Annotated in this window: 19 protein-coding genes; 12 read left to right on the top strand and 7 right to left on the bottom strand. The window is 34.6% G+C overall.

The features are described 5' to 3' along the window. Positions 1–205 precede the first annotated feature (205 nt). Together LU301_RS02005 and LU301_RS02000 are read left to right on the top strand one after the other, a co-directional pair. Positions 206–424: an HP1242/YdcH family protein gene (locus tag LU301_RS02005; protein WP_305272034.1), complete on the top strand. Its 219-nt coding sequence runs from the start codon at positions 206–208 to the stop codon at positions 422–424. Between the two features lie 68 nt (positions 425–492). Then, positions 493–957: a YchJ family protein gene (locus LU301_RS02000; protein ID WP_305272033.1), complete on the top strand. Its 465-nt coding sequence runs from the start codon at positions 493–495 to the stop codon at positions 955–957. On the opposite strand, the gene LU301_RS01995 is transcribed toward LU301_RS02000, so the two are convergent. The 3 genes from LU301_RS01995 to LU301_RS01985 form a co-directional block, all read right to left on the bottom strand. After that, a complete protein-coding gene (locus LU301_RS01995) occupies positions 954–1190 on the bottom strand; it encodes a hypothetical protein (protein WP_305272032.1) in 237 nt (78 codons plus the stop codon). The genes LU301_RS02000 and LU301_RS01995 overlap by 4 nt on opposite strands. Continuing rightward, positions 1174–1479, bottom strand: coding sequence for a BrnT family toxin (locus tag LU301_RS01990; RefSeq protein ID WP_305272031.1), 306 nt, complete (start codon positions 1477–1479; stop codon positions 1174–1176). The genes LU301_RS01995 and LU301_RS01990 overlap by 17 nt, the downstream gene beginning before the upstream one ends. Positions 1480–1546: 67 nt before the next feature. Next, positions 1547–3271 (bottom strand): M61 family metallopeptidase, encoded by a 1725-nt coding sequence (locus tag LU301_RS01985; protein WP_305272030.1) that lies wholly within the window; start codon positions 3269–3271, stop codon positions 1547–1549. Positions 3272–3434: 163 nt separating this feature from the next. On the opposite strand from LU301_RS01985, the gene LU301_RS01980 reads away from it, so the two are divergent. The 4 genes from LU301_RS01980 (at position 3435) to LU301_RS01965 (ending at position 9539) form a co-directional block, all read left to right on the top strand. Further along, complete coding sequence (locus LU301_RS01980) at positions 3435–4817, top strand: D-alanyl-D-alanine carboxypeptidase family protein (protein ID WP_305272028.1); 1383 nt, start codon at positions 3435–3437, stop codon at positions 4815–4817. A gap of 122 nt (positions 4818–4939) precedes the next feature. Beyond that, a complete protein-coding gene (locus LU301_RS01975) occupies positions 4940–6232 on the top strand; it encodes a TolC family protein (protein WP_305272026.1) in 1293 nt (430 codons plus the stop codon). Between the two features lie 20 nt (positions 6233–6252). Beyond that, positions 6253–8379 (top strand): ATP-binding cassette domain-containing protein, encoded by a 2127-nt coding sequence (locus LU301_RS01970; RefSeq protein ID WP_305272024.1) that lies wholly within the window; start codon positions 6253–6255, stop codon positions 8377–8379. After that, positions 8376–9539: a beta-barrel domain-containing protein gene (locus LU301_RS01965; RefSeq protein WP_305272023.1), complete on the top strand. Its 1164-nt coding sequence runs from the start codon at positions 8376–8378 to the stop codon at positions 9537–9539. The genes LU301_RS01970 and LU301_RS01965 overlap by 4 nt, the downstream gene beginning before the upstream one ends. Positions 9540–9651: 112 nt before the next feature. Here LU301_RS01965 and nadS read toward each other — a convergent pair whose 3' ends face one another. Both nadS and LU301_RS01955 read right to left on the bottom strand, forming a co-directional pair. Then, on the bottom strand, positions 9652–9939 hold the full coding sequence (gene nadS / locus LU301_RS01960; RefSeq protein ID WP_305272022.1) for a NadS family protein: 288 nt from the start codon (positions 9937–9939) through the stop codon (positions 9652–9654). Then, on the bottom strand, positions 9929–10189 hold the full coding sequence (locus LU301_RS01955; protein WP_305272021.1) for a type II toxin-antitoxin system RelE/ParE family toxin: 261 nt from the start codon (positions 10187–10189) through the stop codon (positions 9929–9931). Before LU301_RS01955 ends, nadS begins: the two co-directional genes overlap by 11 nt. 413 nt (positions 10190–10602) lie before the next feature. Here LU301_RS01955 and LU301_RS01950 point away from each other — a divergent pair, with 413 nt between their 5' ends. The 3 genes from LU301_RS01950 (at position 10603) to slyD (ending at position 12178) form a co-directional block, all read left to right on the top strand. After that, the gene (locus LU301_RS01950; RefSeq protein ID WP_305272019.1) at positions 10603–10842 is read left to right on the top strand and encodes a hypothetical protein; all 240 of its coding nucleotides are present in this window, start codon (positions 10603–10605) and stop codon (positions 10840–10842) included. Between the two features lie 536 nt (positions 10843–11378). Next, positions 11379–11537: a hypothetical protein gene (locus LU301_RS01945; protein ID WP_305272017.1), complete on the top strand. Its 159-nt coding sequence runs from the start codon at positions 11379–11381 to the stop codon at positions 11535–11537. 152 nt (positions 11538–11689) lie between these two features. Next, positions 11690–12178 carry a peptidylprolyl isomerase gene (slyD, locus tag LU301_RS01940; RefSeq protein WP_305272015.1) on the top strand — a complete coding sequence of 163 codons (489 nt, stop codon included), beginning with the start codon at positions 11690–11692 and terminating at the stop codon, positions 12176–12178. 69 nt (positions 12179–12247) lie between these two features. Here slyD and LU301_RS01935 read toward each other — a convergent pair whose 3' ends face one another. After that, positions 12248–13027: a ferredoxin--NADP reductase gene (locus LU301_RS01935; RefSeq protein ID WP_305272014.1), complete on the bottom strand. Its 780-nt coding sequence runs from the start codon at positions 13025–13027 to the stop codon at positions 12248–12250. Between the two features lie 98 nt (positions 13028–13125). Between LU301_RS01935 and tsaA the strand changes: the two genes are divergently transcribed. Next, complete coding sequence (gene tsaA / locus LU301_RS01930; RefSeq protein ID WP_305272013.1) at positions 13126–13839, top strand: tRNA (N6-threonylcarbamoyladenosine(37)-N6)-methyltransferase TrmO; 714 nt, start codon at positions 13126–13128, stop codon at positions 13837–13839. Here the strand turns inward: tsaA and LU301_RS01925 are convergent. Beyond that, positions 13832–14437: a DUF4230 domain-containing protein gene (locus tag LU301_RS01925; protein WP_305272012.1), complete on the bottom strand. Its 606-nt coding sequence runs from the start codon at positions 14435–14437 to the stop codon at positions 13832–13834. The two genes, tsaA and LU301_RS01925, sit on opposite strands and share 8 nt — an antisense overlap. Positions 14438–14801: 364 nt before the next feature. On the opposite strand from LU301_RS01925, the gene LU301_RS01920 reads away from it, so the two are divergent. Together LU301_RS01920 and mrdA are read left to right on the top strand one after the other, a co-directional pair. Further along, a complete protein-coding gene (locus tag LU301_RS01920; protein WP_305272011.1) occupies positions 14802–16046 on the top strand; it encodes a multifunctional CCA addition/repair protein in 1245 nt (414 codons plus the stop codon). A 103-nt stretch (positions 16047–16149) separates the two neighbouring features. Beyond that, entirely contained in the window at positions 16150–18144 is a 1995-nt protein-coding gene (gene mrdA, locus LU301_RS01915; RefSeq protein WP_370692215.1) for a penicillin-binding protein 2, read from the top strand. The last annotated feature ends 8 nt before the right edge of the window (positions 18145–18152 follow it).

Raw genomic sequence — 18152 nt, 5'->3', positions numbered from 1 at the left:
TACAATAACATTATCATATTTTGCTATTTGTGCAAGTACTTATTACAATTTCCACTAAAAACTATGGTTTTTGCACACAATTGGCGGACTAAAATACATAAATCTAAAAAAAGATGATAAAACAATTCAAAAAAGGGTAGAAAAATTTTTCAATTTAGCATACTATAATCGTATAAAGTGATTAACATTAAAGAAGGTGGATACCATGTTTCCAGAACATCGTGAATTAATCAGCGAATTACGTCAAAACAATGCTCACTTTGCAAAAATTTTTGACGAGCATAATGCACTTGACCATGAAATTATTCGTTTAGAACAAGATCCTGTAACGAGCGGTCTTGAAGATATTGAAGTATTGAAAAAGAAAAAATTACATTTAAAAGATGAAATTTATCAAATGATTTTAAAAGCGAAAGCTGAATAATCATTGTTCTTTTAGATACAAAAACCCATTGGAATATCATTCAATGGGTTTAATTTTGGAAAATTATCATGCTTTGTCCTTGCCAATCTCACTTAGATTATACCAATTGTTGTCAGCCTTTACATTTAGCTCAAACCACTGCACAAACCGCAGAACAACTCATGCGTTCACGTTATAGTGCTTTTGTATTACAACACATTGACTATATTATCGTTACAACTGCACCTGCACAACAGCATTTATTAGACCACACTGCATTATTAGATTGGTCAAAAAATACTGATTGGCAAGGTTTAGATGTAATCAAGCATCAAGCAAATATTGATAAAAATCATTCTCTTGTCGAATTTAAAGCCTATTTCCAACAAGATGGCGAACGGTGCGTACATCATGAATTATCAGCATTTGTACTTATCGATAGCAAATGGTATTTTTTAGACCCAACTTTGCCAAGTGTACGCACCATGAAACAACCGTGTTTTTGTGGTTCAAGCAAAAAGTTTAAATTGTGTTGTGGTCTATACCTAAATTAGGCAAATAATACTCTTAACATGGTATTGATACGCTCCACATCTTTTTGATTATTTGCACGCTGTTTCAATAACTCTAGCACATCATGGTCAAGCATTTGTGTTAAAATTTCATTTTGCTCATGGCGTGCTTGAGCATCTTGTAAACGTTTAATCATGGGATTAGTATTACCTCTTTTTGCCTTAGACATATCCCAATCTTTGTAGGTCTCATAGATTTCATCTGTTGTATTCATAGGCTTTCTTATCCTGTGCTGTTGCTTTCCACGCCGAAATAATACGTGTATTTGGGTCTCTATCTGTCCATATCACTTTTAGTAATCTATGATGACTACTCATACCAACCGTGATATAACGTGTTTCACCGTATTCTCGATAATCCTCATCAATAATATTATAAGGGTCTAAAAATACGGTAATTGCTTCGGAAAAATGTACACCATGATTCTGAAAAGATAAATGTTCTTTTTCTTTATCCCATTCAAAAATCATGCCATACAAACTTGAAATAATGGTTTCACTCATTGTTAAAGTAACACTCGATTTTTATTCATCTTACATAATGTAATACTAAAAATCAAGAATCTAACTTTTATCTCGACAACCACTTCGCCACTAAACTTTCATCTTTAATGCTTAATTCCACATCCTGTAATTGATGTTCGCCTAATGGCATATCAAATTCCATCAATTCATCACGGCGGAATGCATGGACTTTAACGCTACGAGTCGTTTTTTCTTTACTTAATTGCGTACACAATGCAGTTGTGGCTTTTAAGCCATCAATCGCAACAATTATATCATGAGCCGATAAACCTGCTTGACTTGCCACGCCTTGACGTTGTGCGGTTTGAATCAATAAACCTTCTGGCTTTTCTTGCAATTTTAACCCAAATGGTAAAGCAGATTTTTCAAGGATTTTATAATCTATACCAAAGCTAGCTAATAATTGCTCAAGTGGTAATTCTTCAGTCGTATCAATTAAATATTGAATACGTTCTCGCCAATCTTGCCCTGTTAATTGCTGGCAAACTTCAAAAATCGTATGTTCATTGACTTGTTTAGCTTGTTGAGCATTGAGATAAAATTGACCTAATACTGCATCTAAACTTGAGCTATGTAAACGTAAACTTAAATCTAAGCACAAGGCAACCAATGCCCCTTTATTATAATAACTCGTGCCTGCCTGATTTGAATTTTCATCTTGACGATAATATTTAATCCACGCATCAAAACTTGATTCACTGACGCTTTGAATTTTACGTCCATCATTTTGTAAATAACGATTAATTTGTGCTGTTAATAATTTAAAATAACTCGCTTGTGAAATTACTCCACTACGATACAAAATCAAATCATCATAATAAGATGTAAAACCTTCAAAAATCCATAACAACGTAGTATAACCTTCTTGATGTAATGGATAATTGACAAAACTCTCTGGACGAATAAACTTTACCCACCATGCATGGAAATATTCATGGCTACACAAACCTAAATAACGCTGATAATCCGCACTCGGTTCATCTGGCTCATCAATTTTAGGCAAATCCTGACGTGGTGTAATTAAACTGGTACTATTTGTATGTTCCAAACCACCATAATGATTGCCCGTTGCCATCGTCATAAAAGTATAATCATCAAATGGAGCTGAACCAAATAAATCCACTTCAGCTTGACAAATTTTTGTAATATCTTGTTGTAAACGGCTTAAATTAGCTTGATGTTTACCTGAAATCACAAATTGATGGCAAATATCACGTTCACCATCTTTGATATTAAATTCAAAACGGCTATGCTCGGCTAATTCAAATGGACTATCAATGAGTTGGTCATAATTTTGACTGGTTAAGGTAAAACGCCCTTGCATAAATTGATGTGATTTTAAGCCTGTTACTAAGGTAAAATGTTGCAATGCTTTAGGAATAAACAAGGCAACTTCACAAGGGTCTTGCTCCTGTCCTGCCACCGCCATACACACACAAGCAGGATTGACATATAAACGAGTATCATCAACATACGCCCCACGCACCGATAAATCATAAGCATAAACATCATACTCAACGGTCATCAATTCATGGTCAGTATTAAATAATTGCCATTGGTTTTTAGTTTTTTTACTGATTTTTAAACTATGCCCTGCTTCATCATAAGCCTTGACTTGTTCAATATGTTTACTAAATTCACGAATTAAATAGCTACCCGGAATCCAAGTCGGCAACCATAACAGCTGATTTGGACTAGCTAAAAAACGTAAAGTAACATGAATTAGATGCTGACGATAATCATCAAATTCTATTTGATAATGAACTTGCATAATAAAAACCAAATGATTGAAAAATTAGTATTAGACTAGCATTTTTTTACTAATTTTTCCCTAAAATTTTGTAAAAATATCTGGCAATAGCTAGAGTTTTTAGCTAAAAAAAAGTATCATACTGCAATTTTATTTATTCTTTTTATTTTAAGGCAATTATTTTATGTGGGCTTCTCGTTTTTTCGCATTAACGCTAGGCTTAGTCGCTATGCAAAATAGCTTTAGTGCTGTTCTTAATATTCAACCCACATCTGTTAATGCACAAGCATGGCTTATTTACGACCAACAAACCCAGCAAATCATTGCCGAGCATAATGCCCATAAACAACACGCCCCTGCTTCATTAACGAAAATGATGGTGGCTTATATTGTACTCAAAGATATTCAATCAGGAAAATTACAAAAAAATCAAATTGTTAATGTAACACCTATTGTCAATCAAGTTCAAGATGACGAATCACAAATGGAGCTAAATGTTGGCGAACAAGTGAGTATTGACCAATTATTAGCAGGTCTTACCATTATGTCTGCCAATGATGCTGCTTTGTTACTTGCTGAATATCTTGGTAATGGAAATATGCAAAACTTTATTCAGCGTATGAATCAAGAAGCTCAGCAATTAGGCATGAAGAATACGTCTTTTACCAACCCATCAGGCGTTACGATGGAACAGCATTATTCAACAGCGTATGATTTGAATTTATTATCATTAGCACTGATTGAACAAACGCCAGATTACTTAAATTATGCTAAACAACCAACATTTAATTATAAAAAAATTCATGAAGCAACCAATATTTTACTTAAACGTGATAACCGAATTGATGGCTTAAAAACAGGTTATACCAGTGCAGCAGGTTATAATTTAGCTTTAACTGCAACACAATCATTAGCGAAAACAGCACAAGAGAGTTCATCAACCAATCCAACAGACGAACAAACAACCGAACAAGTAAATACTGCTCATCATGAAATTACCGTTGGTACACTGCCCTTAACACAACGCCGTTTAGTGGTTATTGTACTGGGTACAAATAGTAAAGCTCAACGTGCTGATATTTCTTATAAATTGCTTAATTTAGCCTTTGAATATACACAAAATGTTCCTTTAATTCAACAATATCATACTATTGCTTATTTACCTATCGAAAATAGTTTAAATAATCGTTTAGCAGTTTATGCACCACACACTTATAATATTACTGCTTCACGTTATCCACAGCAAAATAGTATTGATTTAAATCAGTTTAATTTACAGAATATGCGTATTCAATATACAGAAAATGAGCAAATCATTAATATTGAACCTTTAACACATTCGCCTGTTAATTATCGTGTAATCGCAAAACAAAAATTAATTGCACCATTACAACAACAAAATTTTGCATTGGCTGACCTTGAAATTATTCAAAATAATCAAGTCATTCAAACCATTCCAATTACACAAGATGTCGATATTAAAGCAATGAATTTCCTGCAACGTGGCATTGATAACTTTTGTCGTGGCATTATTGCACTATATTTAAATATCAAAAATGCATTTTAATGGGTAAATTGTATGCTCAACGTAGGTGGAATATCATCTCCTACCTTACACCAATCTTTTACAATATAGACTTGTGTAATAAATTAGAGTAGAATTTTTATTTTAATTCAAGTTGGTCGCCTATGTCTTATATTCAAAAAGTTTTATATGGAATATTGATTTGCCCTATTGCAGTCAATAGTTATGCAATCGATTTTTATAACATAGAGCAATTAATTGAATTAACCCTGACCCAACACCCAACAATACAATCCGTACAAGCTGAACAGCAAGTGTCTGAATTGCAAACAACTATTGCCAAAGCCCAACGTTATCCAACACTATCTACACAAAGTCAATATAACCAAGATAAACAGCTTCACCATCAAATAAATATTCGACAAACATTGTGGTCTGGCGGGCAGATTACTGCAGATATTCAACAAGCACAATATAAGAATCAAGCAAGCCACATGGCTGTACTTGAACAAAAATATCATATCGCTAAAAATACCATAGATGTGTGGCAAAATTATATACAAGCTGATAGTGTAAGTGTCATTTATAAAACCATTATTCAAGATTTACATCGTTTTAAAGCAATGATGCAACGCCGTGTTCAGCAAGGAGTTTCTGCACCTATTGAGTTAGAACTTATTAATAATCGTATATTATTAGCACAAACTCAATATGATTCGGCTTTAGAGCAAAAACGTGTAGCTCAATTACGTTTAATTTATTTAGTCGGTCATAAACCATATCAAGACCATACTTTATTTCATCATAATAGCAATATAAAACAAATACTTATGCAACAAGCTGAGGCAGATTTAACCATGATAAAACATAAAGTTATGTATCAATACCAAGATTATACTGCTCAGCACCCTACATCTAGTAAATTGGATTATCAAATTAAAGCACAGCAAAAGCAATTAGAATCTGTTAAAGCACAACGCTATCCAACCATTTATACGCAATGGAGTCATGAATATCAGCCTAATGCAACAAAACATTATGACCAATCTTTCAGCATAGGCATGACTTTTAATACAGGAGCTGGTTTGTCTAAATGGATAGAGCCTCAAATTAGTACCGCTCAAATTGAAAGTCTGAAAGCAAATCAGCAAGCCAACCAACGACAACTTGAAGAAAATTTACAAACACAATATCAGCAGTTTATACATGATTATCAACAAATAAAACTCTTAAAATTAGCAATTAAAGATTCTCAAATGGTCAGTGAATCTTATCAACGTCAATTTTTAGTAGGACGTAAATCATGGTTAGAAATACTCAATGCCATAAGAGAACATATGGACTACCAAGCACAGCTCATTCAATTTGAAAGTTCATTTTTAGCTCAGTATTTTAGATTGAAAGTCGATTTAAATATGATGACGTGGCAAAATGAAGTAACTGAACATCATCAATGATGAATTAAAGAGTTTTTAATATGAATACGTTGGCATTCCCCCATTCATCATCTGCTTTTTTTGAGTTGCAACAAGCTATTTTTTATTGTTTGCGTCATTATGATTATGTTATAGATAGAGTTGCTATACAGCATATTCTACAACAATCTTTAGCACCACTCTTTAAACAAGAACATATTCAAATTGGACAAGTTCAATCTCAAATTATACAATGTTTAACCGCACTCAATATTTCACAAGTAAACATTCTTTCACAACTTGAAGCAACACATTTACCCTTAATTGCTCATGTACCTCATTTAGGCTGGGGTGTAATTACACAAAGTATTACAGAACAACAATATCAGTTTCAACAAAGCCAACATACATATCAATTAGATAGTTCGAATTTTGATGTATTGATAAGTATCAAAGCGAATGATTTGATTGTAACTTCATCACACCAAACAAGTTTTTCACAATTTATTCGACAGCAACTCATTTCTTATCGTGGTGTGATGGGTGAAGCAATTATTGCAACTTTTGTGATTAATGCATTTGCCTTAGCGATTTCCCTATTTTCCATGCAAGTCTATGACCGTGTGATTCCAACCCGCAATGAAAACACATTAATTATTCTAGCTTCGGGTGTTGCTTTAGTGATTTTATTAGAATTAGTGTTAAAAGTCGCTCGTTCTAAGCTAATGGATAAAGTCATGATTGGTTTAGATGTCAAATTATCTGAACATATTTATCAGCGTCTATTAGGCATACGTTTAGACCTATTACCTACATCAGTTGGTTCAATGGCAGCTCAATTAAGAGGTTATGAACAAATCCGTAGTTTTTACACTTCATCAACCTTATTTAATTTAGTTGATTTACCAATGGGTATTTTATTTATTGTACTCATTGCAATGATTGGTTCAGTTTGGGTTGCTGCCGTACCTTTTATTGCGGGTGTGATTGCTGTGATTTTAGGTTTAACATTCCGTCATTTTATGGATAAAGTAGCAAAACAAGGAGCAACCTATTCTTATTTAAAAACAGGATTATTAGTTGAAACTGTGGAAGGTATGGAAACTATTAAATCAGGTTTTGGTCAATATAAGTTTTTAACCAAATGGACGAACATCATTCACAAAAACTTAAAACAAGATATTGAGATGAAACATTTAAATGATTATCTCAACTATATTGTACAAACTTTACAACAGCTTAGTTATATTGGTATCGTCATTGTAGGTTCTTATGTCGTTATGGACGGTAAAATGACTATGGGGGCGATGATTGCTTGCTCCATTTTAGGTGGACGTATTTTAAATCCGATTATGCAAATCCCTAATCTTTTAGTGCAATCCTCTCATGCAAGAGTAGCCAAACAAAACTTAGATCAATTGTTCCAGCTTAAACAAGATAATGATAGCCAATTAAAGCCACTCATGCCAAGTCAGTTACTTGGTCATTATCAACTGAAACAGATTAAATATTTTTATCAACAACAGCAACACCCTGTCTTAGACATCGAACACCTTAATATTAAAGCAGGTGAACGTATCGCTATTTTAGGAGCGATTGGTTCGGGAAAATCAACTTTATTGAAATTATTGTCAGGTTTATATATTGCCCAACAAGGTCAAACGTTGTTAGATGGATTAGATATACAACAAATTCATGCTCGTTTATTGCAACAAAAGTTGGGATATTTGCAACAAGACCATCGTCTATTTCAAGGTACATTACGAGATAATTTACTTATTGGTCTAGCACAACCAAGTGATGATGAACTTCATCATGTCTTAACTCGGACAGGATTGATGGATTTTATTCAACATCACCCTAAAGGTTTAGACTTAGATATTTATGAAGGCGGTAAAGGTTTATCAGGTGGACAAAAACAATTATTGGCTTTTTCCCGTTTAATTTTAACACGCCCACAAATTTTACTACTTGATGAGCCTACTTCATCTATGGATAATCGCCAAGAACAACGTTGTATTCAATTATTAAATGATGAATTAAAACGTAATCAAACCGTCATTATCTCAACACATAAAATGAGTATTTTACCTTTAGTTAATCGAATTATTGTTATGGAACGTGGTAAAATTATCATGGACGGTAGTAAACAAGCAGTTTTAGATTATTTTCAAGGCAAACGCTCATGAGTGTAGAAACAGAATTAAAACCATCAACTCAATCCGCACGCTGGGTAATTTGGAGTATTGTTATCGCAGTAGTCATTTTAGTAGCTTGGGCTTCGGTCGCAAAAATCAACCAAGTTACACGAGCTAAAGCTAGTGTAATTGCATCGGCACGCACTCAATATGTGCAAGCCATTGAAGGTGGTATTTTAAAACAACTATTAGTTAAAGAAGGACAAACCGTTACTCAAGGTGATTTACTTGCTGTATTAGAAGAAGAACGAGCTCAAGTTGCTGTAAATGATGCTTTACAACGTATAGCAGCGTTAAAAGCCAGTTTAGCACGTTTAGAAGCCGAAGTGTATGGTAAGGCTTTAATTTTTGATGCTCAAACGCAAGCCTACCCAGAATATATTGCCAATCAACGACAGCTTTATCAACGTCGTCGCCAAGCGATAGAGGCTGATATTTTTGCATTACAAAAAACATTAGCATTAGCCAAACAAGAACTTGCTATGAATGAGCCTTTACTTAAATATGGCGATATTGCACTAGTGGATATTATTCGTTTACGCCGTCAGGTTGCAGATATTCAAGCAGAAATTGCCAACAAGCAAAATAAATATTTGCAAGATGCTCAAGCAGAACTGACCAAAGTTCAAGAAGAGTTAAATACAGAACAAGAAAAACTTAAAGACCGTAATCAAGTGTTAGCCGAAAAACGTTTATTTGCACCAATGACAGGTTCAGTCAAAAATATTACCATGAATACTATTGGTGGCGTGGTGCGTGCAGGTGAAACGTTTATGGAAATTGTACCAACTGAAAGCGATTTGATTATTGAAGCTCAAGTTAGCCCTGCAGATATTGCTTATGTGCGTGTAGGACAACAAGCTTCTGTTAAGTTAGATGCTTATGATTACTCAATTTTTGGTAGTTTAAATGGCGAAGTAACCTATATTAGTTCAGATACTTTACTTGAAAAAACAGCTCAAGGAGAACTACCTTTTTACCGTGTAAAAATTAAGATTTCGGGAGCAGAGTTTAAAAAACGTGAACATGAAATTGTGGTTAAAGCAGGTATGACTGCAAGTGTCGATATTAAAGCGATGGAGCGAACTGTGCTATCTTATTTAACCAAACCAATTATTAAGACCTTGTCAGAAGGGTTGGGGGAACGTTAATTTGTAGGGAAATAGTTTTTGTTTGTGATGTGCATTTATCTAATTTTGCACACCACTTTGCTTTATATTTAGCAATACAGCTCTATAGCCCCAAATGACAGGCATAGCAAGTCTAGGTTAAATTTAAAATATTAGGGTCTTTATCAATTAAATTCATGAGAACAATTGCGGTTCCTGTCGGTTTTCGTCTGCCTTGTTCCCAATTTTGTAGGGTTTTAAAGCTGATTTTGAGTTTGTTGGCAAATTCAACTTGACTAAGCCCTGTTTTTTTACGAATAGCCTGTACATCTGGAATTTCTACTTCATGAGTAAAAACACGAGCAGGCGACATTTCGCCTTTTGCGATGGCTAGGGCTTGGGTTAGAGATAGGTGTAAATCTTGGTAAAAATCATTGCTCATGGTTTAGTTCCTTAATAGCAGTCGTTAATTTAAGTAGGTTGGATTTTTCTTGAGTAGATAAATCAGTTTGCTTAGATTTTGGATAAACTAGTAGCATATAAATATGTCCTTGATTATCTATATAAAAATAAATAATACGAAGTCCACCACTTTTACCACGCTTACCTGTAGCAAACCTCATTTTTCTAACTCCACCTGTACCAATAACTAAATCGCCTTGTGTGGGTTCAGATATTAGACTTTGTTGCAATTTACTGTACTAATCGTCATGAATGAGTTCAGTAATTTGTTTACTAAATAAAGGTGTTTCTATAAATTGGAGTAGTCGTTTCATGCTTAAAAGTCGTTATATATTGTAGATATTATATACGTCTATGGCGTATGGGTCAATTAAAATAAAGAGCATACATAGGCTAATTCTTGCCCTTCCTTTGTATTGTCTTACTATTTTCTAGTCCAATTCTTAATCTTTGCATAACGATTTCTTTAACTTGATGACTTGTTACACCTTGTGAGTTATTTTTTATCATCTCATTGTATGTTTGTAAAATCCTTAGCACAAATTGATAGTGAATATGGTAAACCTATAAATCATCAACAAAATTCTCAAACAAGCCTTGCAAATGTTGAAATTAAGCTCTAGCAATATAGTTGCATATTTACTTGATACTCATATTATTTCTGAAATTAAAAAATACAAAACAAAACTTAAATGGTGGTAATGAACTTGCTCAAATTGGCAGTTATACCAAAACTGATGGCACAAGTTTAAAAATGGGCGATGTAAACTTTAAATTTGATAGTTTATATAGCCAACATAGTTTAGCCGTTGATATTACAGATATTGAAATTGCATTTTTACCAAATTTAGCAGGTAGCGGGCGTGTGCGTAGTTTGCGTTAAGTGATACAAATTTCATAATGATAATATTTTAGTTTTATAACTATTGAAATATAAAGATGTTTGTGATTAAATGAGTTAGTTATATCAAAAGAGTTTATTAAATGTTACATCTCAAGAATATTTCTTTACCAGTAAAAATTTTATTAATAATAGGTGTTATCATTGTTTCAGATTTAACATACTATATAACGGGATCTATAAAATTTAATAGTAAAGAAAGAATAACTGAATGTGGTTCAATTAACCATATTTATCCTGAACAAAGTATTGCTAGAAAAAATGTTATTTTTTTGATTTAAAAGGGAAAAATAATACAGTAAAATTCTATTATATCAATAATTTCTCTACAGGGAAAACTCGAACAAATAAAAAAGAAAAAGATAATCAAAAAATCTATAGAGCAATGAAAGTTGGGGATAAGGTATGTATTACCTATAGTCCTAAATATTATGAACACGGCTATCTCGATAGTATTAAACCAAAAGTTCCCTATATTTTCTATATAGAATGGGATAGACGTTAAGTAAAAAGTAAGGTTGAGTAGTGGGTTAAAGCTACGCAAGACGTACTATTTATATAGCCAAGCCGTTAATATTACAGATGTTGAAATTGCATTTTTACCAAATTTAGCAGGTGGTGAGCATGTGCGTAGCTTACATGAGGCAATGCAACTTTCAGCAGAACAGAAACCGTAGCATTTTTAACCTTGTTTTACTATAAAATCATTTTAAGTATATTAGTTTACAAATTTAACTTGTATTATTTGTAAATTTCCCCATAATAGTGATTAGATACATGAAAAATCTAATCGATTTTTTGAATTTTCATTCTATTAGGAATTTAATCCATGACAACTCAAATTGCAGACAATCTCGTTGTAAACTTTCACTACATTTTAAAAGATGAACAAGGTAACATCTTAGACCAATCACCAGAAGGTCATCCTTTACCTTATTTACATGGTGCAAGCAATATCGTTCCAGGTTTAGAAAATGCCATGACAGGCAAAAAAGTAGGCGATAAATTCTCTGTACACGTTCCTGCTTCTCAAGCGTATGGCGAATACAACCCTGATTTAGTTGATGAAGTACCACGTGAAATGTTCCAAGGCGTAGATACTATTGAAATTGGTATGCAATTCCAAGCACAAACTGACCACGGCGTACAAATCGTTACCGTAAAAGGCGTTGAAGATGACAAAATCATCGTTGATGCAAACTTCCCATTAGCAGGTCAAGATTTAAACTTTGATATTGAGATTGTTGATATTCGTGAAGCAACTCAAGAAGAGTTAGATCACGGTCATGTACATGGTGTAGGCGGTCATCAGCACTAATCTGCTTTGAATAGCACATAAAAAAGATGGTTGAAATAACCATCTTTTTTGCCATTGTGGATAACTAAATTACTTTTCCACAAAAGCACGTTCAATCACATAGTCGCCTAATTCGCCCATGCGTGGCGACTCTTTTAAGCCATGAGCATCGAGTAAGGCAGCTACATCTTTTAAGAATGCAGGGCTACCACACAACATTGCACGGTCAGTTTCACGATTAAAACGTGGCAAACCAATTTTTTCAAACAATTGTCCGCTTTCAATCGCTTCAGTTACACGTCCACGGGTATGAAATTCTTCACGAGTTACGGTTGGATAATAAATTAATTTGTCTTGAATGCCTAATTCTTTGAAAAATTCATGATTTGGTAATTCATTTAAAATCAAATCTTGATACGCCAATTCACTCACATAACGCACACCATGCACCAAAATCACTTTTTCAAAACGCTCATAGGTTTCAGGGTCTCGAATCAGTGATAAAAATGGAGCTAAACCTGTCCCTGATGATAAAAGATACAAATTTTTGCCAGGTAATAAATCATCATGCACTAAAGTACCTGTCGGTTTTTTAGATACTAAAATTTCATCGCCTACTTTAACTTGTTGTAAAATCGATGTTAATGGACCATTGGGTACTTTAATTGAGAAAAACTCTAGCTCTTCTTCATAATTGGCACTCGCAATTGAGTAAGCACGCATTAATGGTTTACCATTCACTTCTAAGCCAATCATAACAAATTGACCATTTTTAAAACGTAATGCAGTGTCTCGTGTGGTTTTAAAACTAAATAAGGTATCATTCCAATGATGAACCCATGTAATTTTTTCAACGTTATATGCTGCCATAATCTTAACCTAAAACTTTAACAAAAAATTTTACCTATTTTAAAACATTTTTAAACTTGATAAACTAATATCTTTCGCTATGGTTATCAGAAAAACTGATGAATAACTCCATTAATCTACCAATTATTGCCTATCTTCACTCACCTTATCGTGAAAAATTCGGCATTCCACGCCAGCCTAATTTAGTCCAAGTGCAATCTCGTATTGAAATGCTTGCACCTTATCATAACCCATTAGCCTTTGATGGTATTGCACATTTTAGCCATTTATGGTTAATTTGGCAATTTCATGAGAATAAAAATCAACATCAACAACAATTTCGCCCACAAATTCGCCCACCACGCTTAGGTGGCAATCAAAAAATCGGTGTTTTTGCCAGTCGGAGTATGTATCGCCCTGCACCGATTGGTTTATCAGTGGTGCGTTTTATCGCTATTGAGCAGGATCATCAAGGAAAACTGTCACTAATTGTGGAAGGTGCGGATTTACTTGATGGTACACCGATTATTGATATTAAACCTTATCTTGCCTATGCCGATAGTATCGAAAATGCACAAAGTGGCTACGCTCAACAGCAACCGCCAGTCAAAGCCGTGATTTGGCAAGATAAAACATTAAAAACACATTTAATCACATCGCAACACGTTTTAGCTCGCCATATCGATGAGTTAGAACAAATTTTATCCTTAGACCCACGCCCTGCTTATCAGCATGACCCTAAACGAATATATGCAATGAGTTTTGCCAATATGGACGTTCAGTTTTGTATCGATGATAAGCGTGTATTCATTGTGGGCTTAAGTATTATTTAGTACAACTGCTGACAGGCGATTTATCCACGATAACATCAACATCAGCCAATTTAAATAAAGCCTGTACTTGTGATTGAGCATTGTCATTGGCAAGTTGCAAAATATCTGACTTACACGCACTGACTAATACTTGTTTTTTCGCTTCATCTTGAGCTTGATTAAACACTTGTGGGTCTATATCCAAAATGTTAAATAATCCCGTCTTGACATCATATACTTCAATTTTATCTAAATAGGTTTCAAAAATCTGTGCTGGTGGTAGTTTAATCTTCACTTGTTGTCCATCTGCAGAAATTTCAACGTGTTCTGCATTAAGTTGGCTTAAATCAATTCCTGCTTGCACACGACCATGTACAATAAATAAGCCTTTTTGCTCATCTTGCCACAAGCGATACCAATTCCCTTGCTTATGGCTTTGGATTACGCTATCAACATGATACACCACTGTTTGCAAGCGATTTAACGACTGTATTTTATTGACCACACCTTGCGTGCTTAACACTTGCGTTGTCGTTGGGGGAGAAAAACGCATAAAAACAATTACCACAACGATAGCCAAAAACAATACCATCAAGGTCATTAATATTTTTTTATTCATTCACAATCTCAAATCACTACTTTGATTCATCATACAAATTATGTAGAATTTATCTGTAAATTCAATGTAGATTGTGCAAGAATTGATTACATGATGTTATTTGTTATACTATTTAGTACGTTTTTTTATAATTAGACTTGAATTTTAAAGTATTTATACCATAATATAGCGTAGATTTACCTCAGTAATATGTCATTCTCAACTTAAATTGATAATATATTGATATGATTTAAGTTTTTTAATTTGTACGGGCAAATAATCATTCGCCCCTACACAAAATCAATAACTTACTATAAGTTGAGAATAACGTTATTCAGTATGTTATTCATTTTATCTTTTAAACATAACAATAGCAGGAAACTTTATGCAAACTTATCTGGTTGGTGGTGCAGTGAGAGACCATCTACTCGGACACCCTTACCATGAACGAGACTATGTCGTTGTTGGTGCTACCCCTGAACAATTATTAAACTTAGGCTATCAAGCCGTAGGTAAGGATTTTCCTGTCTTTTTGCACCCAGAAACCAAAGATGAATATGCCCTAGCCCGTACTGAACGCAAAACAGGACAGGGCTATCATGGATTTGCCTGCTATTTTGATATTGATGTCAGTTTAGAAGATGATTTAATTCGCCGAGATTTAACCATTAATGCCATGGCAATGACCGATGATGGGCAAGTGATTGACCCTTATGGCGGTCAAGCTGATTTAAAAGCCAAAATATTACGCCATGTTTCCCCTGCTTTTGCTGAAGACCCATTACGTGTATTGCGTGTTGCTCGTTTTGCCGCACGTTATGCCCCTTATGGCTTTAGTGTCGCTGATGAAACCTTAGCCTTAATGCGTCAATTAGTCGAAAGTGGTGAATTAGACCATCTCACGGCGGAACGTGTATGGAAAGAAACTAGCCGTGCGTTAATGGAACAACACGCTGATGTTTATTTCCAAGTGTTACGTGATTGTGGTGCATTGAAAGTATTATTTCCTGAAGTTGATGCATTATTTGGCGTACCACAACGCCCACAATTTCATCCAGAAATTGACTGCGGTATTCACACATTAATGACCTTACGCCAAGCGTGTAAACAAAATTATAGTTTAGATGTACGTTTTGCCGCTCTGACCCACGATTTAGGTAAAGCATTGACCCCTGTTGATATTTTACCCAAACACACACTACATGAAGAACGTGGCGTACCTGCAGTTGAAGCATTATGCAAACGTTTAAAAGTGCCAACCGCCATTCAACAATTAGCAGTGGTCGTATGCCGTGAACATTTAAAATGTCATCAAGTGATGAATTTACGTGCAGGGACATTATGGCGTTTATTACAACGCTTAGACGTATTACGCAATCCACAACGAGTTGAATATTTTGTACAAACTTGTGAAAGTGATGCACGTGGACGTTTAGGGTTTGAACAACGAGACTATCCACAAAAAGAATATATTCTTAAAGCGATGGATATTGTGCGTAGAATTAAAGCACAGCATTTGCCCAGCCATATCAAAGGAGCTGAGATTGGTGAAATGTTGATACAAAAACGTATTGAAGCCTTAGACGCATTTAAGCAACAATATTTGCTTGAACACGTTGCTATTGAATAATTGTTCATCATTTTTGTTATAAAGTTACAAAAAATCAGCGATGTTCAACGCAAAATAACGTAAAATAGCACCTTATTATTCCCTTTTGATATATTGTGTAGCTATGCGTTTACCAAGATTAAAAAATAATCAGCAAGAACAAACCATTTATCGTCATCGTATCTATATTGCGATGGCGATTGTACTCTTTTTTATGGGTGTTTTAATTGCTTGGTATAGCTATTTACAAATTTCACAATATGAAAAATTTTCAACCGCTTCAGACAAAAACCGTATTCGTTTACAACCATTACCACCTGCTCGTGGTTATATTTATGACCGTAATGGTATTTTATTAGCCGATAACTACCCTGTTTTTACCGCAACATTAAGCCCTGCTGATATTAAAGATTTAGATGATACCTTACAACGCTTAACGCCCATCTTAACACTCTCTGAAGATGATATTCAACAATTTCGCCACCGTATTAAAACCGCTAAAAAAACTGAACGTGTAACCTTAAAATTAAACCTAACAGAATTAGATATTGCTCGTTTTAGTGAATTAAAATACGATTTCCCTGGCGTTAAAATCGAAACACAAATGACACGTTATTATCCACATGGAGAATTATTTGCTCATGTCATCGGTTATGTAGGACGTATTAACGATAAAGAATTAAAGCAGATTGATAATAATTTATATGCAGGTACGACACTCATTGGTAAAAGTGGTGTGGAAAAATATTATGAAGATTTATTACATGGTACACCGGGTTATGAATCTGTTGAAGCCGATGCCCATAATAATGTTTTACGCCATTTAGGTCATGAAGAGCCTGTACGTGGTAATGACTTATATTTATCCATTGACTATGGTTTACAAAAAGTTGCCACCGACCAAATGAAAGGTAAACGTGGTGCAGTCGTGGCGATGGATCCAAATACAGGCGAAATTTTAGCCTTAGTTTCCACACCAAGTTTTAACCCAAATCTATTTGTAACAGGGATTAGCCGTACCGATTACGCTGCCTATCGTGATAGCTTAGATCAACCATTATTTAACCGTGCGGTACAAGGGGTTTATCCACCGGGTTCAGTCATTAAGCCAATGGAAGCATTGGCAGGTATCCATTATAATATTTTAGATTGGAATACATCGATTTCTGACCCCGGTTATTTCCATTTACCGGGCGATTCGCACAAATTCCGTGACTGGAAAAAATCTGGGCATGGTATTGTCAATATGCACAAATCGATTGTTGTATCATGTGATACTTATTTCTATATCATGGCTCATCAGCTTGGTATTGAACGTATGAATGAATGGATGCGTCAATTTGGTTTTGGTGAAAAAACAGGCTTAGATTTACCAAATGAAAGCTCTGGTTTATATCCAAATCCTGAATGGAAAATGCGTACCCGTAAAACAAAATGGCTCAAAGGTGAAACCATTTCAGTAAGCATTGGACAAGGAGCATTTACCGCAACCCCAATTCAAATGGCGATGGCAACAGCGATTACTGCCAATAAAGGTGCTCATGTAACCCCACACGTCTTACGTGAAACCAAAGGTGCAAAACATTTCCCTGTATTGAACGCACCTGATGGTCGTATTAATTTTAATGGTAGTGAAGCCGATTGGGATAAAATGCGTAATGCAATGATTGATGTCATTAGCTATGGTACAGCAAAAGGCATTAATAACGGATTAAATTATCAAATTGCAGGTAAAACAGGAACTGCACAGGTTAAATCTATTGCACAAGGTAAAACCTATAATGAAGCTTTATTGCATGAACGCCAACGTGACCATGGTTTATTTGTAGGTTTTGCCCCTGCTGATAAGCCAGAAATTGCTATTCTTGTCGTATGGGAAAATGGTCGAGCAGGTGGTGCTGCTGCTCAAGTTGCACGTCCAATTTTAGATTATTGGTTATTGCGCCGTGAGAAAAATCCAATTGTACCTGTAAGTCATCATATTAGTGGCGGTTTAATGACTGCTGGTATCAAACCAAGTGAATTAATTCAACAAGAAAATACGAAAACAACAAATAAAAAAGCCGTTAATCATAGCAATAGTAATAACACATCAAACAGCAATACACAAGGTGAATAAGTAAATAG

Origin of the sequence: Moraxella sp. ZY210820 (genome assembly GCF_030674635.1) — a bacterium.
Lineage (GTDB): Bacteria > Pseudomonadota > Gammaproteobacteria > Pseudomonadales > Moraxellaceae > Acinetobacter.
Note: the sequence above shows the minus strand (reverse complement) of the source record. Positions and strands in the feature narration are given on the sequence as shown.

Coding starts and splice junctions, on each gene's coding strand:
- LU301_RS02005 (WP_305272034.1), top strand. CDS start 206: ATGTTTCCAGAACATCGTGAATTAATCAGCGAATTACGTCAAAACAAT.
- LU301_RS02000 (WP_305272033.1), top strand. CDS start 493: ATGCTTTGTCCTTGCCAATCTCACTTAGATTATACCAATTGTTGTCAG.
- LU301_RS01995 (WP_305272032.1), bottom strand. CDS start 1,190: ATGAATACAACAGATGAAATCTATGAGACCTACAAAGATTGGGATATG.
- LU301_RS01990 (WP_305272031.1), bottom strand. CDS start 1,479: ATGAGTGAAACCATTATTTCAAGTTTGTATGGCATGATTTTTGAATGG.
- LU301_RS01985 (WP_305272030.1), bottom strand. CDS start 3,271: ATGCAAGTTCATTATCAAATAGAATTTGATGATTATCGTCAGCATCTA.
- LU301_RS01980 (WP_305272028.1), top strand. CDS start 3,435: ATGTGGGCTTCTCGTTTTTTCGCATTAACGCTAGGCTTAGTCGCTATG.
- LU301_RS01975 (WP_305272026.1), top strand. CDS start 4,940: ATGTCTTATATTCAAAAAGTTTTATATGGAATATTGATTTGCCCTATT.
- LU301_RS01970 (WP_305272024.1), top strand. CDS start 6,253: ATGAATACGTTGGCATTCCCCCATTCATCATCTGCTTTTTTTGAGTTG.
- LU301_RS01965 (WP_305272023.1), top strand. CDS start 8,376: ATGAGTGTAGAAACAGAATTAAAACCATCAACTCAATCCGCACGCTGG.
- nadS (WP_305272022.1), bottom strand. CDS start 9,939: ATGAGCAATGATTTTTACCAAGATTTACACCTATCTCTAACCCAAGCC.
- slyD (WP_305272015.1), top strand. CDS start 11,690: ATGACAACTCAAATTGCAGACAATCTCGTTGTAAACTTTCACTACATT.
- LU301_RS01935 (WP_305272014.1), bottom strand. CDS start 13,027: ATGGCAGCATATAACGTTGAAAAAATTACATGGGTTCATCATTGGAAT.
- tsaA (WP_305272013.1), top strand. CDS start 13,126: ATGAATAACTCCATTAATCTACCAATTATTGCCTATCTTCACTCACCT.
- LU301_RS01925 (WP_305272012.1), bottom strand. CDS start 14,437: ATGAATAAAAAAATATTAATGACCTTGATGGTATTGTTTTTGGCTATC.
- LU301_RS01920 (WP_305272011.1), top strand. CDS start 14,802: ATGCAAACTTATCTGGTTGGTGGTGCAGTGAGAGACCATCTACTCGGA.
- mrdA (WP_370692215.1), top strand. CDS start 16,150: ATGCGTTTACCAAGATTAAAAAATAATCAGCAAGAACAAACCATTTAT.